Source organism: Clostridioides sp. ES-W-0016-02, from assembly GCF_020641035.1.
In the GTDB taxonomy this organism is placed as follows: domain Bacteria; phylum Bacillota; class Clostridia; order Peptostreptococcales; family Peptostreptococcaceae; genus Clostridioides.
In genome coordinates, this window is the sequence record NZ_CP061361.1 from 2055378 (window position 1) to 2069660 (window position 14283).

The 14283-nt window shown below is 30.5% G+C and carries 16 protein-coding genes; all 16 read left to right on the forward strand.

Annotated elements, in window-relative coordinates:
• Positions 1-12 precede the first annotated feature (12 nt).
• The 16 genes from IC758_RS10025 to IC758_RS10100 all read left to right on the forward strand — a co-directional run bounded on the left by IC758_RS10025 (position 13) and on the right by IC758_RS10100 (position 14282).
• Entirely contained in the window at positions 13-183 is a 171-nt protein-coding gene (locus tag IC758_RS10025) for a hypothetical protein (RefSeq protein WP_227823905.1), read from the forward strand.
• 2 nt (positions 184-185) lie between these two features.
• Positions 186-785: a phage scaffolding protein gene (locus IC758_RS10030; protein ID WP_227860966.1), complete on the forward strand. Its 600-nt coding sequence runs from the start codon at positions 186-188 to the stop codon at positions 783-785.
• A gap of 11 nt (positions 786-796) precedes the next feature.
• Entirely contained in the window at positions 797-1114 is a 318-nt protein-coding gene (locus IC758_RS10035) for a hypothetical protein (protein WP_227823907.1), read from the forward strand.
• 23 nt (positions 1115-1137) lie between these two features.
• Positions 1138-2166: a major capsid protein gene (locus IC758_RS10040; RefSeq protein WP_227860967.1), complete on the forward strand. Its 1029-nt coding sequence runs from the start codon at positions 1138-1140 to the stop codon at positions 2164-2166.
• A gap of 13 nt (positions 2167-2179) precedes the next feature.
• The gene (locus tag IC758_RS10045) at positions 2180-2440 is read left to right on the forward strand and encodes a hypothetical protein (protein ID WP_227860968.1); all 261 of its coding nucleotides are present in this window, start codon (positions 2180-2182) and stop codon (positions 2438-2440) included.
• Complete coding sequence (locus IC758_RS10050; RefSeq protein ID WP_227860969.1) at positions 2441-2818, forward strand: hypothetical protein; 378 nt, start codon at positions 2441-2443, stop codon at positions 2816-2818.
• Positions 2805-3242: a hypothetical protein gene (locus IC758_RS10055; protein WP_227823911.1), complete on the forward strand. Its 438-nt coding sequence runs from the start codon at positions 2805-2807 to the stop codon at positions 3240-3242. Before IC758_RS10050 ends, IC758_RS10055 begins: the two co-directional genes overlap by 14 nt.
• A gap of 3 nt (positions 3243-3245) precedes the next feature.
• Positions 3246-3590 (forward strand): hypothetical protein, encoded by a 345-nt coding sequence (locus IC758_RS10060; protein ID WP_227823912.1) that lies wholly within the window; start codon positions 3246-3248, stop codon positions 3588-3590.
• Positions 3591-3592: 2 nt separating this feature from the next.
• On the forward strand, positions 3593-4411 hold the full coding sequence (locus IC758_RS10065; protein WP_227823913.1) for a hypothetical protein: 819 nt from the start codon (positions 3593-3595) through the stop codon (positions 4409-4411).
• Between the two features lie 58 nt (positions 4412-4469).
• A complete protein-coding gene (locus IC758_RS10070; RefSeq protein ID WP_227823914.1) occupies positions 4470-4946 on the forward strand; it encodes a hypothetical protein in 477 nt (158 codons plus the stop codon).
• A complete protein-coding gene (locus IC758_RS10075; protein ID WP_413927707.1) occupies positions 4921-5130 on the forward strand; it encodes a hypothetical protein in 210 nt (69 codons plus the stop codon). Before IC758_RS10070 ends, IC758_RS10075 begins: the two co-directional genes overlap by 26 nt.
• Positions 5131-5221: 91 nt before the next feature.
• On the forward strand, positions 5222-5764 hold the full coding sequence (locus IC758_RS10080; RefSeq protein ID WP_227860970.1) for a hypothetical protein: 543 nt from the start codon (positions 5222-5224) through the stop codon (positions 5762-5764).
• A gap of 652 nt (positions 5765-6416) precedes the next feature.
• Positions 6417-7199 (forward strand): hypothetical protein, encoded by a 783-nt coding sequence (locus tag IC758_RS10085; protein WP_227823916.1) that lies wholly within the window; start codon positions 6417-6419, stop codon positions 7197-7199.
• A 178-nt stretch (positions 7200-7377) separates the two neighbouring features.
• Entirely contained in the window at positions 7378-7692 is a 315-nt protein-coding gene (locus IC758_RS10090) for a hypothetical protein (RefSeq protein ID WP_227823917.1), read from the forward strand.
• Between the two features lie 83 nt (positions 7693-7775).
• Entirely contained in the window at positions 7776-13514 is a 5739-nt protein-coding gene (locus tag IC758_RS10095) for a phage tail tape measure protein (protein WP_227860971.1), read from the forward strand.
• Positions 13515-13526: 12 nt separating this feature from the next.
• Positions 13527-14282 (forward strand): distal tail protein Dit, encoded by a 756-nt coding sequence (locus tag IC758_RS10100; RefSeq protein WP_227860972.1) that lies wholly within the window; start codon positions 13527-13529, stop codon positions 14280-14282.
• The last annotated feature ends 1 nt before the right edge of the window (position 14283 follow it).

The window sequence follows — 14283 nt, forward strand, 5'->3', positions numbered from 1 at the left end:
AGGTGAATAGATTTGGCTTGTATTGATATTGGAATTAAAATTGATGACTTAGGTTGCTTTGTGGAAGAAATATTGTTACTTGGAGATATATTGCTAGATGAAAGAATATGTATAGAAATTAGACAAGAGTATGAAAGAAAATTAAGTGAAATTGTAGAGAAATACGAGCAAATGGAGGTGTAAAGGTGAATTTAAAAGAGTTACTAGGAGAAGATTTACACAAGCAAGTATCAGAAAAGCTAGGAGATAAAAAACTTACTGTTGATGATGGAAGCTTTATATCAAAAGAAGAACATGAAAAAATAAAAGGTGAAAGAGATATTTATAAAACTCAAGTTGATAGTTTAAATAAAGATTTGAAGGATATTATTGATGGTCCTATTGATGCAGAGAAGATTAAGACAAAGATTACAGACTTGCAAGCTGATATAAAGACAAAAGAAACGGAGATGAAAAACAATAGTTTTAATTATGCACTAAGAGAATCTTTGAAAGATGCTGGTTGCATAGATTCAAAAGCTTTAGAAGTTTACTTAAATAAAGAAGAATTGAAGTTAGAAGAAAATAAAATAATTGGGCTTGATGCACAACTTCCAACTTTGAAAGAAAGTAAAGCTTATTTATTTGGGAGCGCAGAAACAGAATCTAAAGGAACTGGTGGGCTAGGAGGCTTTAAGAAAAAAATAGAAGATAAGAAAGAAGAATATACAATAGGCAAAACACTAGGAGAAGAAGCTAGTAAAACACAAAATGCTTATGTAGAGAAAAATCCATATTTTGATTAGGAGGTAATAAAATGGCTAGCAAAATGAAAATAACAAATTATTTCAGTGATAAGGAAATTTTAAAATTTAAGGACCATCTAGTAGCAGTTCCAGTACAAATCACTGTAGCAACAGAAGGTGTTGAAACAGTTGAAAATAGAAAAATATTAAAAGCTGGAACTATATATCCAAAAAATGATGCAACAGCAGAAGGTGTTATTCTATGGGATGTAGATGTAACAGATGGTGACCAACAAGCAAGTTTGGTTATACATGGATTTATAGATAAGGCGAAAATACCAGTTCAACCAGATGCAACAGTAGATTTACCATTAATTAAATTTTTATAAAAATAAAAGGAGAGTTTTAAAATATGCCAAAAATATATGATTCATACAATAATAAATCAATAGCTGAGTATTACAAAGAAGCTGTGAGTAATAAAATACCTTATTTAGGAGAAACATTATTTCCATATAAGAAGAAATTAGGATTAGATTTAAAGTATATAAAGAGTGGTAAGGGAATACCTCAAGTACTAAAATTAAGTGCATTTGATACTAAGGCAACTTTAAGAGATAGAGCTGGTTTTTCAGATGTGGAAAGTGAAATGCCTTATTTTAAAGAATCTATGCTAATAAAAGAAAAAGATAGACAGGAATTATTAAAAGTAATTGAAAATGATAATTCTGAGTATGCAAATATAATTCTAAATAACATTTTCGATGATACTACACATCTAGTTGAAGGAGCACTTCATCAATTTGAAAGAATGAGAATGCAACTATTATCAGAAGGTAAAATTAAAATAACTTATGGTGGATTAGGTTTAGATTATAGTTATGGTGTAAATGAAACAACAGTTTCTAAATCTTGGGCATTGCCTTCTACAGATATAATGGCAGATATAGAAAAAGGTATGGATGATGCGGAGGATAGGAGCGGAGTTAGACCTACAAGAGCAATCTGCACGAAAAAAACTTTCAAATATCTAACTGAAAATACAAAGATAATAGGAGCAATCAGAGCATTAAACACTACTAAATATGTAAACTCAAAGATGGTTAAACAGTATATTCAAGATGAACTAGATTTAACTATAGCTATTTATAATAAAAAGTATATAGATGAAGATGGAGCAACTCAGAACTTTTTTTCTGATGATGTATTTACATTAATTCCAGCCAGTAATTTAGGAAGTTCTTGGTTTGGAACTACACCAGAGGAAACGGATTTGATGAGTTCTAAAGTAGCTAATGTATCAATAATTAATACAGGAGTAGCAATAACAACAAAAGAAACTGATGATCCAGTAAATGTTTCTACAAAAGTATCTTTTATTGGATTACCTAGTTTTGAAAATAGTGAGCAAGTTCAGATATTAAAAGTTGTAACTGTTTAAAGTAGGTGAGGTAATGTCTATTGATATAGATAAACTGAAAGAAGATTTAAAAATTATATTGAAAGAAGATAACTCACAATTTTTTTCTGAAAAAGAAATAGATTTTTACTTAGAACAAAATAGTTACAATCTAAGAGCTACAGCATATACAATGCTACTGCTTAAAGCTGAAGATGATAGTTTAGCCTTAACAGGTCTTAATATACCATCTAATCAAAATTACTGGTTAAGGTTAGCTAAAAAGTATAAACCAAATACAAGTGGGGTGTTATAATTGTTAGCTGATAAAATAAAACCTAAAATAAGAAAAGCAATATCCAAGCTTCCCACAGAAGCTATTATAAAAAGGACTAGTAAAAATGATTTTGGAGAACCAACAAATGAAGAAATTATAATATGTAAAACATTTGGATTATACCATGAAGGAAATTCAAGTATATCAAAAATTTCAAAGGACAAAGGAGAAGTAAAAAGGGATAAAGACCAGTATCTCATGTTAGCATATGATGAGGAAGAATCTAAAATAAAAGAAGGTGATTTTCTTTATATGAAAGGTTCTAAGTATGTCATAGAAGATTTAGGAAATCAATATATGCTTGATTCTCATTTAGATATGAAAATAAAGTTGGTGAAAAAAGATGTCGGGCTTTAGGTTAGATTTATCAAGAATGATGAATTCATTGACGCAACAAGTTACAAAATCAAGAGCCATGCTAGGTGTTTATGCTGATACAGCTTCTAGGAAACTGGAAACAGAAGCTAAAACTAATCACCCTTGGCAAAACCGCTCACATGATGCTGAAAGTCGCTTGAAAGGAAGTTATGAATGGCAAGGTGATAATGTGAGATTAGCACTAAGTCATGGAGTTGATTATGGTGTATTTTTAGAAAAAGGTACAAATCCACATATTATAACTGCTAGAAATGGAGGTTATTTATTTTGGGATGGAGCTTCACATCCAGTAAAACAAGTTAATCACCCCGGAAGTAGACCGTATCCAATTATAATGCCAACTATAGAAGGATGTGGACCCGAAATATTAAGGGGACTAAATTGTCTCTTTGGAAGTAGGTAGCACATGTTTAAAAAAATGTATAAATATTTAAAGGAAAAAGGATTTGAAGTATATTCTATTGGCCAGCATCAAGGAATATGCAACAGTCCTTTTTTAGTGCTATATGAAAAGAATGATATGCAAACAACAGAAAGAAATATTATTAAAGAATTATTTGAGATATGGATTTATTATCCAATAGGGCAATACTCAATGATTAAAGATTATAAAGAAAAAGTAGAAGAGTCTATAAGTGAAATGAAAGGTATAAAAAGGGCTTATGAACCTTTACCAATTATGATAGATGATGAAAAACAAGCTTATTTCACAAGATTAAGTTACTATCAAAATAAAATTAGGAGGTTTTAAATATGGCAGTACAAATATTAAATCAATATCCACTGACAGATGTTGTATTAGTTCAGATTGAAACAGTTGAACAAAATCCAGTTACATATACATTTGATACATCAGATGAGATAGGAACAGAAGAAATATTAAGTGAGGGTGAAGAATTAACCCTAAAAATAAAGAAAAAAATAATTGCAAACAGAGCAGCAGAAGATACAAGCTTAGGATATGATTTAACACTAAAAGATAACGTGTTTTGTCCAGAAATACTTCAAATTATGCAAGGTGGAACAATAGAAAATGAGGAAGATGGTAGCTTTAAAAGATACTTAGCTCCGGAAGTAGGAAAGACTTTTTCTAAGAAATCCTTTAGAACTATTATATATAGTGCAGTTGTTGGACCAGGGGGAGATACTGGCCAATTTGCTAAAACTATTTTCCCAAATTGCAAAGGAAAATCCGTGCCACTTAACTTTAAAGATGGGGAATACTACTCAAATGAATATGTTATAAATAGTAGACCTAATACAGGTCAATCACCTTATGAAGTTGAAATAGTAAATGAATTACCAAGTGGATATGAAGCTACAAAGGTATTACTAAGCAGCGGCTCTGTAGCTGGTGCTATAGCTGGGAATGAAGAAATAACAGGGCTTACTATAGGAGATATATACAAAGTAACTGTTGATCCAAACGCAACAGCAACTATTAAATATACTCTAACAGATGGGACACTAACTACTGTTGAAGGAGATAAGGCAGCACTTACAGGAACAAAGATAACAGGATTAACAAATGGAACGACATATAAAGTTGAAAAAGTTGAGTCAAGTATATAGATAGGTTAAAAGCTCTAGTGAATTAGCTAGAGCTTTTATTTGAAAAGGAGATTGGGAAATGGAAGAATTAAAAGTAACAAGTTTAGAGGAACTAAAAAAGATAAAATTGACTGAGGTAATTGAGGTTGGAAGATTTTTAGATGGAACTATGTTAGTTGCAGAAGTAAAACAACCCGACTTGATGGCTCTTGCAATGGCTGGTAAGATACCAAACAGTCTAATGACAGCATCAATGAGTTTAGTTGAAGAGAAGGAAAGTAAAGATAGTACAGGTGAAAAAGTACTAAAGAAGATGAATGATGAGTCTAATTTCTCAAAAGAAATGTTTGAAATGATGGATATAGTGGCTAAAGAAGTGCTAGTTAACCCTACATATGCTCAAATTAAAAAAATAGGATTGGAACTTTCTATTGAACAAAGATTAACATTATTTAATCGTATTCAAGGAGGTACAAAGTCACTAGAAAACTTTCATCAAGAGTCCACAGATATTGAGGGTTCTAAATCAAGTGATAATGTACAACAAGATGCCTAGTGAGATATTAAGAATTAAAGATGAATATACTTCTTTTTGTTTTGATGAAGCTTGTATATTTTTAGTAGATGCTATTAAAAATGATAAAAAGCTTAAATTTGAAGATGATAAAAATAAAGTTGTAGAGAAAAAAGATAGAAAAACTTTTGTTCAAATGGCATTAGAGAAAAAGAAAAAGATATGAATTAGTATAAATTATTCTATTTCAATAGACTAACTTTGTGATTTAGTGTAAACTTTATATTGAGAAAATGATATCACAGGGGGATTGTGTTATGAAATTAAACAAAAGAATATTATCATTAGTTCTATCATTAGCAGTTAGTATTTCCATAGTCGGATGTAGCTCTCCAAGCACATCAGATGATTCAACAAACAAAGATGCAGGGACAGAACAGAAAAAAGAGGAAAAAAAGGAATACAAATTTGGGGATACTATAGAAATGAAAGATTATGAGGAGGGAACTTACAAACTTACATTTGAAGGTGTGAGGGTCACAGATGAACGTAATGAGTTCGCAGAAATCGAAGCTAAAAAGGTAGTTTTTGTTGATTTTAATTATGAAAATGTAGATTGTAAAGAGACTGTATTTGTAACTGATGGAATAGAATATCAAGTGACAGATGGGGATGGAAATATGCTACAAACTTATCCAGTAGATGATTCAGCTAGAATGCAACAAGAAACAACAGCAGGAACTAAATCAAAAGGAACAACAGCATTTGCTATAACAACAGACTCAAATGCTGTAAAAATAATTATAAAAGATAAAGTAAATGACAAAGTTATGGGAGAAATAAATGCTACTTTAGAATAAAATCATAAGAATTTAAGTGAAATGCTTACTTTAAATAGTAGGCATTTTTTATGTGGAACTTTAATAATACTTACAATTAACTTTTAAATCAATTAGATAAATATTCCAAATTAATAGACTGAGTTCTTAATTTTAGATAGAATTATATTTGAATAAATAATTTAATGAGGGAGAAATAACAATATCAGCAAGTACATACTGTACTGGTTTATTAGGTGATGATGATGAGTTGTTAAATACTAGCAAAGAGTTAATGAATCAATCACTTGAAAGATACAATAATTTATACAATTCAAAGTAATAGTATAAATTTAAGCACTTACAAACATGTAGGTGCTTTTGTTTTGCAATAAAATGGAGGTGATTGAATTAATAAAGACATAGAACTTACAGAAAAGGAGTTATATTGTATATCCAAGTACATGTATTTAGAAATGAAAATGAAGTGATAAAACAAAGAAGATAATCCATGCTGTAGATGTAATCATAAATTTAAGTGTTATGAGAATAGTGTATGTGTTTATTATTGTTCATTATTTCAGAAATTATCTAAAATAACAAGTCTTAAAATGGGTTTTGAAGTCAAACTATAATGTAAAAATTTTACATATATAGTATAATATCCTTATAAAATATAATTTAGGGGGATATTATGTTTGAAAAATTTAAGGCATTAAAAAGTTGGCAAAAGGTATTAATTGTTATAATAGGAATCTTATTATTACCATTAACATTGCTATTTTTTTCTATTCTATTTTTAGTAAAGAGTATAAGTAAAAAGGGTAATAAGTTTGTGAAAATACTAAAAGTTGTTATAAGCTTGTTTTTAATATTTGTACTCTTGATGTTCAATTGGGCGTGGTGGAGTGCTACATTCAAAGTAACAACAGAGCGTAATTTAAAGAGCCAGCAAGAAGTTGAAAGAAAAGAAAAAGAAGAGCAGGAGATAAAAGATAAGGAAGCTAAAGAAAAACAAGAAAAAGAGTTAAAAGATAAATTAGAAGCAAAAAAGAAAAAAGAGTTAGAAGAGCAGAAAAAACAAGAAGCAAATAAAAAAGCACAAGAAGAAGAACAGAAAAATGAAGTAGAAAAAAGTTTATCTAAGGAAGAAGTAAAAGAAAAAGTAGAATCTGTTATATCTGATAGTTTTAAAAACAATACAAGTTACTATGTTGATATGCTTACTCCAACTAAAGGAGATGGGTATATAGTTAGCATTCAAATAGAAGATTCTAAATTTAATAATGAAAGTGAATGCAGAAACTTTACTAAAGAATTAGTCAACAATATAAAAGATATGAATGATATCTATTCAGTAAGAATAAACTTTGTTGTTGATGGTATACTTACTTATGTAGTATGGTTAGAAGACTGGAATAATATAAAAAATGATGTAAATTTAATTGATGATATAGAATTTGAAGCTAGAAGTTAGTTCTAGGATTAGATTAGCTATACATAAGGCACTTACTTAAATAGTAGGTGTTTTTGTTTTGCTTAAATTTAATCAGTTGTGTGAAATTATATGGAATAATATTGCAAATAATTAATGAAAAAATTATTAATATATTATATAATTGAACTAGAAAATACATTTAGTGAAGGAGAATGTTATGGCGTTATTTGGGGATAAAGTTGATAAAGAAGATAAAAAGAAATTAAAAGAGCAAGAAGAAATACAAAAATTTATGAATAAGTATCAATTACAAGATTTAAATGAAAAAGATTTAACTATTTTAAGAAGAATAACAGATGATTTATTTGCAACTGGACTCATAAAAACAGGATTAGCATTGAGTTTTACAAAAATAGAAGAACAAACAAAAATAAATTATCTTAGTGCTTTAGTTGAGCAAAACTGGATGATAATTAGACAATTATCTCAATTGAATAGCAATATAGAAAAACTTGTAGAAGATAAAAAATAATAGACTGAAAATAATAATACACAACACTTACTTAAATAGTAGGTGTTTTTTTATGTGAAATTTCAAGGAAAGGAGGAAATAATATGTCTCTAGAATTAGGAACAGCAGTAGGTTATCTAGATTTAGATGGAGGGAAGTTTTTTAAAGCTCTTGCAGATGCAGCTAAACAACTTAGTCAATTTAATTCAAGTACCAAAACCACAGGTAGTGCTATGACAGCAATGGGAAAACAAATTTCTGATACAGCAAATTCTTTGACACAAATAGGCAGGCAATCAGCATTAGCAGCATCAGAATTAAATAAAATAGCATCAACTGCAAGTGGTCCATTTTCATCTTTGCGAAACTCTATAAAGGAAACTGAAAATGAACTAAAAACGGCAAGAAACACTATAGATGCATACAGCCAAGGAATATCAAGGCTTACATCTGAAATAGAGAAGTCAAAACAAAAGTATACAGAAATAGGAAGTAAGATAGAAAGATATGAACAACAATTAGAACGTTGCAATAGTATGTATGGAGAGAGTTCAGAGCAGTCACAAAGGTATAGAGATGCTATTGAAAGGCTTAAGAATTCTCAAACTCAATTAGCTAATGAAATCGAAAATGGAGAAGATTCTCTAACTGATATGAGAACAGCTATGAATAATGCAGAAGCAGAAGCCAATAGGTTAAGTGACTCTTTAAGAACCATGCCATTTGATGCTATTGGAACTAAAATGAAAGATATTGGGCAGACACTGACCTCTACAGTGACAACTGGATTAGTTGCAATGGGAACAGCAGCAGTCGCAGCAGCAACCAGTACCGAACAGGCTATGGCAGTTGTTAATTCTATACTACAACTTAATACAGAAAAAGTTCAAGGTGGTAAAAGTGAATGGGATTCTTATGCAAGCACATTAAAAGATGGTGCTAATGAAATTGGAATGGCTTATGATGAATATGCTAACTCTGCATATAATGCCATATCTGCAAGTGTAAAACAAGCAGACGTAACAGAATTTTTAGCACAAGCAGATAAACTAGCAACAGCAGGTTTAACAGATTTAGCAAAAGCTACAGATGTGTTGACAACTATTCAAAATGCGTATGGTATGTCTCAAAAGGATATGGCTCATGTAAGTGATGTACTTATACAGGTTCAAAATAAGGGCAAGATTACGGTGGATGAGTTAGCAAGTTCTATGGGTAAAATAATTCCAACTGCAAAAAGTCTGAATGTCAGTATAGAGCAACTTGGAGCTGGATATGCTATATTAACTGCAAAAGGAATTGCTGGAGCAGAAGCAACAACTTATATGAATGCGATGTTCAATGAGCTTGGGAAAAGTGGGAGTAAAGCAGATAAAATACTTAAAAAATTAACAGATAAAGGATTTGCTGATTTACAAAAAGAAGGTAAATCAACAGCAGATGTATTATTAATGTTGAATAATTATGCTAAGAAAAATAGTTTGTCACTAGCTGATTTATTTGGCTCAGCAGAAGGTGCAAAGGCAGCTAATGTTCTGTTAGGTGATGCAGTTAATGAGACAACTGGGGAACTAATTGAAGGTACAAAGAGTGCTGATTCATTTAATCAAATGCTTAATGATATGAAAAATTCTACTGGACTTTGTGATAAAGCATTTGAGCAACTGGATAATACTACAAAGACTAAACTTGAAGATGCCCTCAATTCAGCTAAAAACACTTTAAGTGATTTAGGTGAAGTCATGATGCCTGTAGTTGCGAAAGTAGCTGAAATGGCAACTGCCTTTATGAAAAGTGTCAGCGAAATGACAAAGAGTAATCCTAATTTTGCTAGAATTGTTGTAAGTGTTGGAGCAGTAGTCGCAGCAATAGGACCTTTATTAGTAGTTCTTGGGACAATGGCAATCACAATACCAAGGGGAATAGATGCAATCAAAAATTTAGGTGGAACCTTTACATTTTTATCAAGAACACTTGCTGTGGTAAGAGGAGCAACCATACCTACAAGTGCAGGTATGGCAACACTAGCTAAAGTGATATCTATGATAATAAGTCCAACTGGACTAGCCGTTATGGCAATAGCTGCTTTAGGAATAGCTTTGAATAAACACATGTCGCAAGACTCAATTCAAGTTTCGGAAAGGTTTGGAAAAAACATATCAGATGGGACGCAAAAAGCAGTTGGAGCTTTCATGGATTTAGAAGAACAAACAACAACAACTTTAAACCAAATGTTGTGGTCTGGAGAAACTGTTTCGACTGAAATGAAGGATACTTTAATAAGTAACTTTGACTCTATGTCTAGTCAAATAACCTCAAAGTTAAATGAAACAAAAGAAAGCAGTAAAGCAACATTACAAGAAATGTTTGTTAGCTCAACCGCTTTATCAGACAAAGAAAAAGAAGCTTTAATAAAAAATACCGATGAAGCTTATAGTAACAAAGAAAAGAAAGTAGAAGAAAGTACAGCTAAAGTAAAAGAAATTTTAACTAAAGCAAGTGAAGAAAATAGAAGTCTGACACAATCTGAAGCAGATGAAATAAATCGTATTAAAACAGAAATGTTAAATACAGCTGTAGATGTCATGTCTGAAAGTGAAGCAGAACAAGCAGCGATAATGGAAAGAATGAGAGCTAACGCTACAAATCTCTCAGCAAAACAAGCAGCAGATGTTGTGAAAAATTCTATAAAGCAAAGAGATGAAACTGTAAAATCAGCAAATGAAGAGTATAATGAGAGACTCAAGTTAGCAGCTCAACTTAGAGCTGAAGGTGGGAAAGAAAATGAAGAACTTGCAAATAAAGTAATTCAAGAAGCTACAAAACAAAAAGATGAAGCAGTAAAAAAAGCACAAGAAATGCACGAAGAAATTGTTTCAGAAGCTCAAAAACAAGCAGAAGGTCAAGTGGAAAAAATTGATTGGACAACAGGAGAAATAAAATCGAGATGGGAAGTATTAAGAGATGAAATCAAGAAGAATATTGATACATCTCAAAGCGATTTCGACACTTGGTGTAGTAATACAGACAAAGGATTCGCTGATACGTGGAACAAAATAACTCAAGGAGTTTCAAATGCTTGGAATAGCATAACAGAGAGTTTGTCAAATGCGTGGAATAGTATAAAGGAAGGTTGTAATAACCTTTGGACGAGTATATCTGAAGGTGTTAGTAGTGCTTGGAATAGCGTTTTAGAATGGACAACAAATACTTGGAGCAATATAACAAGTTTTTTAGGCGAGTTATGGGAAAGTATTAAAGAAATGGCTACAAATGCATGGAATGGTATTGTTAGTTCAGTAACAGATGCATGGAATAGTATAACAGAATTTTTAAGTCCAGTTACCTCATTTATTGCCGAAATGGTAAATATGGCATGGGAATCAATTAAAGAAACAGCTACAACTATATGGCAATCTATTTCTGATATAATACAGAGCGTTTGGGATTTTATAAAGGCAATTATAGGACTTGGCGTGGAAATAGTAAAAGCATTAGTAAGAGCTGCGTGGCAAGGTATAAAAGATATAACTTCATCGATATGGGAAGGTATAAAAAGCGTAATACAAAGTGTTTGGGATGCAATAAAACCATATGTAATGGGTGCAGTAGATGCTGTAAAAGCAGTTGTAACAAATGCGTGGAATAGTATAAAGGATATATCAAGTACAATTTGGAATGGAATTAAGACAGTTGTAACAAACGCATGGAATGGAATAAAATCAATTGCTAGTAGTGTGTCGAATGCGGTCAAGTCGGTAGTGTCAAGTGCATGGAATGGAATAAAAAATATAACATCTTCGATATGGAATGGAATCAAAACAGCAGTATCAAATGCATGGAATAATATTAAATCGAGTGCTACAAGCTCAGTATCAAATGTAAAAAATACAACAACATCAGGGTTTAATTCCTTAAAATCAACGGTTACAACTATATGGAATAATATAAAAACAGCAATATCAAATGTATGGAGTAATATAAAAACAGCAGTAAGTAATGGTGCAAATGCAGTAAAATCAGTATGTTCAAGTGTATTTAGTACAATATCTAATATTTTGACAGCTCCATTTAAAGCCGCACAAAAAGCAATAAGCGGTATACTTGGAGGAATTACAAGTAAAATAAATGGAATAAAAGATAAAGTAAGTGGATTTTTTAGAAGTGGTTCTATGATTCCTCAAAATAGCAATAATTTTATTCAGCAAGATATGTTACCAACATCAAGGATATTTAGAGCATCAATGGAAGGTTTTACATCAAGTAGAGGAAGTATACTAGACTCTATTAGCAAACTTTCTAATACTATGACAAAAGATATAGGTAGTTCTTCATCAGGAATAGCCTCACAATTTAAAAAATCAGGAGAAAACTCAGCAAAAGCGTATTTAGATGGATTGTCAAACATAGAAGAAGGATTAACAAATACACTTAGAACAGTCCAAGCAATAATAGGTAATGGAAACATAAAAGAAGCTCAAGAAATTAAAAAGTTTAATAAGGAAGTTCAAAAGCTACAAGAAGAAAAAGCTGAAGAAATAGCAGAATTAGATAAAGAACATAAGAAAAAACAAAAAGAAAGAAATGAAAAAGAAAACGAAGAAATAAAGGAAGCAGAAGCAAAGAAATATAAGAATAAAAAGGAAAAACTAGCAGCACTAAAGAAGATTAAAGATAAATATAATAAGGAATCTGTAAAAGAGCAAGAAGAATACAGAGAAAAGTTGGAAAAAATTAATAAAAAGTATGATAAAAAAGAAAAAGAAGATACTGAAAAGCATCAAGAAGAACTACAAAAACTCAGAGAAGAGAAAATAAAAGCTGAAAGAGATTTCAATAAAAAATATAATGATATTAAAGAAGATTATGCTGAAAAAGTAGCAAACTTAGATAAGAAATATATTGAGGACCAAAAGAAACTAAATGAAGAATATCAAAAGATATATGACTCAAGAGTAAAGTCTTTAATGGACTATACAGATTTATTTTCTTCTGTAACATTTGAAGAAATTGACAATGATGAGTTAATGGAAAACTTACAAGAGCAAGTTGATGTACTTAGAAAATGGGACACTGATATGGCAGATTTATCTACAAAAGTAGGTAAAGATTTGTATGAGGAGCTATTAACTAAAGGACCACAAGCTCATAATGAAATAGAAGCCATTAACAAGATGTCAAAAGAGCAACTAGAAGAATACGAAAGATTATACAAAGAAAAGAAGAAAATAGCTGAAAGAAGAGCTAAAGAAGATACAGAAGATGAAAAGTATAGAATAGAAAAAGAAATTGAAGAATTGAAAAAAACTTATGATGCAGAATATAGAAAACTAGGTCAAGAAATGCAAAAAAGTATAGAGGAACAAATTGAAAGTTTTAAGGATAAATTTGGAGTGGTACCAGCTATGTTTATGGAAACTGGTAAAGATTCTATGCAGGGCATGATAGATGGTATTAAATCTATGCAAGGAGCATTGGGTAAGGTTTTAAGTGATATAGTTAATTCTATAAATAAACAGCTTTCTGGCATAGGTTTTAAGGATATAAAGATACCTGCAAGTGGGAGGAAAGAAATATCAAGACTTAGAAATGGAGTTGATGAACTAAGAAGCATGGCTTATTCCGATACTTTAGCAAGAAATATCTCATCAAGAAATATGTTAGGAAATACAAATATAAATATAGATAACAGTAGAGGAATTGAGAAAAAGCAAAATGAAGATGATAATAAGAAAGTATACGTAACATTACATGTAGAGAACTTTATAAATAATAGAAAAGAAGATTTAGAGCAATTAGGTGCGGAAATAATGTTTATTACAAATAGAAAAACAAAATTTTAAGGAGGTGATGCAATGGCTTTGCAATATTGTGTAAGTGAAAATGAATTAATATCGTTTCAATATGGAGAAATAAATAGTAGAGATTTCGGTATTGTAATAACTGATATTAATGACCTTGCATCACCAGAACGTAGATTTGAAAGAATAGAAATACCTGGTCGAAATGGAAGCCTAATTATGGATGAAGGTTGTTATAGTAATTTTAATCTTGAAATAGAATGTTATATAGATGTAGATGGCAAAGATATTAACATACTAGCATCTGAAATAAAGATGTGGTTACAAACAGATTTTTCATATAAAAATCTTATTATAAGTAGTGACCCAAACTATTATAGAGAAGCAGTTTGTATTAATAAACTTGATTTAGAAGAAGTTATAAAGGATTTAGGATATTTTAAGATTACATTTGAATGTAAACCACTCAAAAAACAGCTAATTAGTAATTTAATTACAATAAATGAATCAAATTCTAAGTTAATAAATACTGGAATGGCTTCGTATCCTCTTATAAAAGTATTTGGAAATGGAGATATAACATTAGAAATAAATAATGAGGTGATAGAACTTACAGAAGTTCAAGGACATATATATATTGATTGTGAACTTATGAATGCTTATAAGATAGATATTCATACAAATGATATAGCTAATGAGAATAGTAGAATGTTTGGAGATTTTCCAACATTTGAACATGGTGAAAATATAATAACATACACTGGAGATGTAGAAAAAATAGAGATAGAACCTAGATGGGTGGTGTTATAGA

Bases quoted from the DNA above. Each gene is read 5' to 3' on its own strand.
- IC758_RS10055 (WP_227823911.1), top strand. From the start codon at position 2,805: ATGTCGGGCTTTAGGTTAGATTTATCAAGAATGATGAATTCATTGACG.
- IC758_RS10100 (WP_227860972.1), top strand. From the start codon at position 13,527: ATGGCTTTGCAATATTGTGTAAGTGAAAATGAATTAATATCGTTTCAA.
- IC758_RS10035 (WP_227823907.1), top strand. From the start codon at position 797: ATGGCTAGCAAAATGAAAATAACAAATTATTTCAGTGATAAGGAAATT.
- IC758_RS10045 (WP_227860968.1), top strand. From the start codon at position 2,180: ATGTCTATTGATATAGATAAACTGAAAGAAGATTTAAAAATTATATTG.
- IC758_RS10090 (WP_227823917.1), top strand. From the start codon at position 7,378: ATGGCGTTATTTGGGGATAAAGTTGATAAAGAAGATAAAAAGAAATTA.
- IC758_RS10095 (WP_227860971.1), top strand. From the start codon at position 7,776: ATGTCTCTAGAATTAGGAACAGCAGTAGGTTATCTAGATTTAGATGGA.
- IC758_RS10040 (WP_227860967.1), top strand. From the start codon at position 1,138: ATGCCAAAAATATATGATTCATACAATAATAAATCAATAGCTGAGTAT.
- IC758_RS10065 (WP_227823913.1), top strand. From the start codon at position 3,593: ATGGCAGTACAAATATTAAATCAATATCCACTGACAGATGTTGTATTA.
- IC758_RS10080 (WP_227860970.1), top strand. From the start codon at position 5,222: ATGAAATTAAACAAAAGAATATTATCATTAGTTCTATCATTAGCAGTT.
- IC758_RS10060 (WP_227823912.1), top strand. From the start codon at position 3,246: ATGTTTAAAAAAATGTATAAATATTTAAAGGAAAAAGGATTTGAAGTA.
- IC758_RS10070 (WP_227823914.1), top strand. From the start codon at position 4,470: ATGGAAGAATTAAAAGTAACAAGTTTAGAGGAACTAAAAAAGATAAAA.
- IC758_RS10085 (WP_227823916.1), top strand. From the start codon at position 6,417: ATGTTTGAAAAATTTAAGGCATTAAAAAGTTGGCAAAAGGTATTAATT.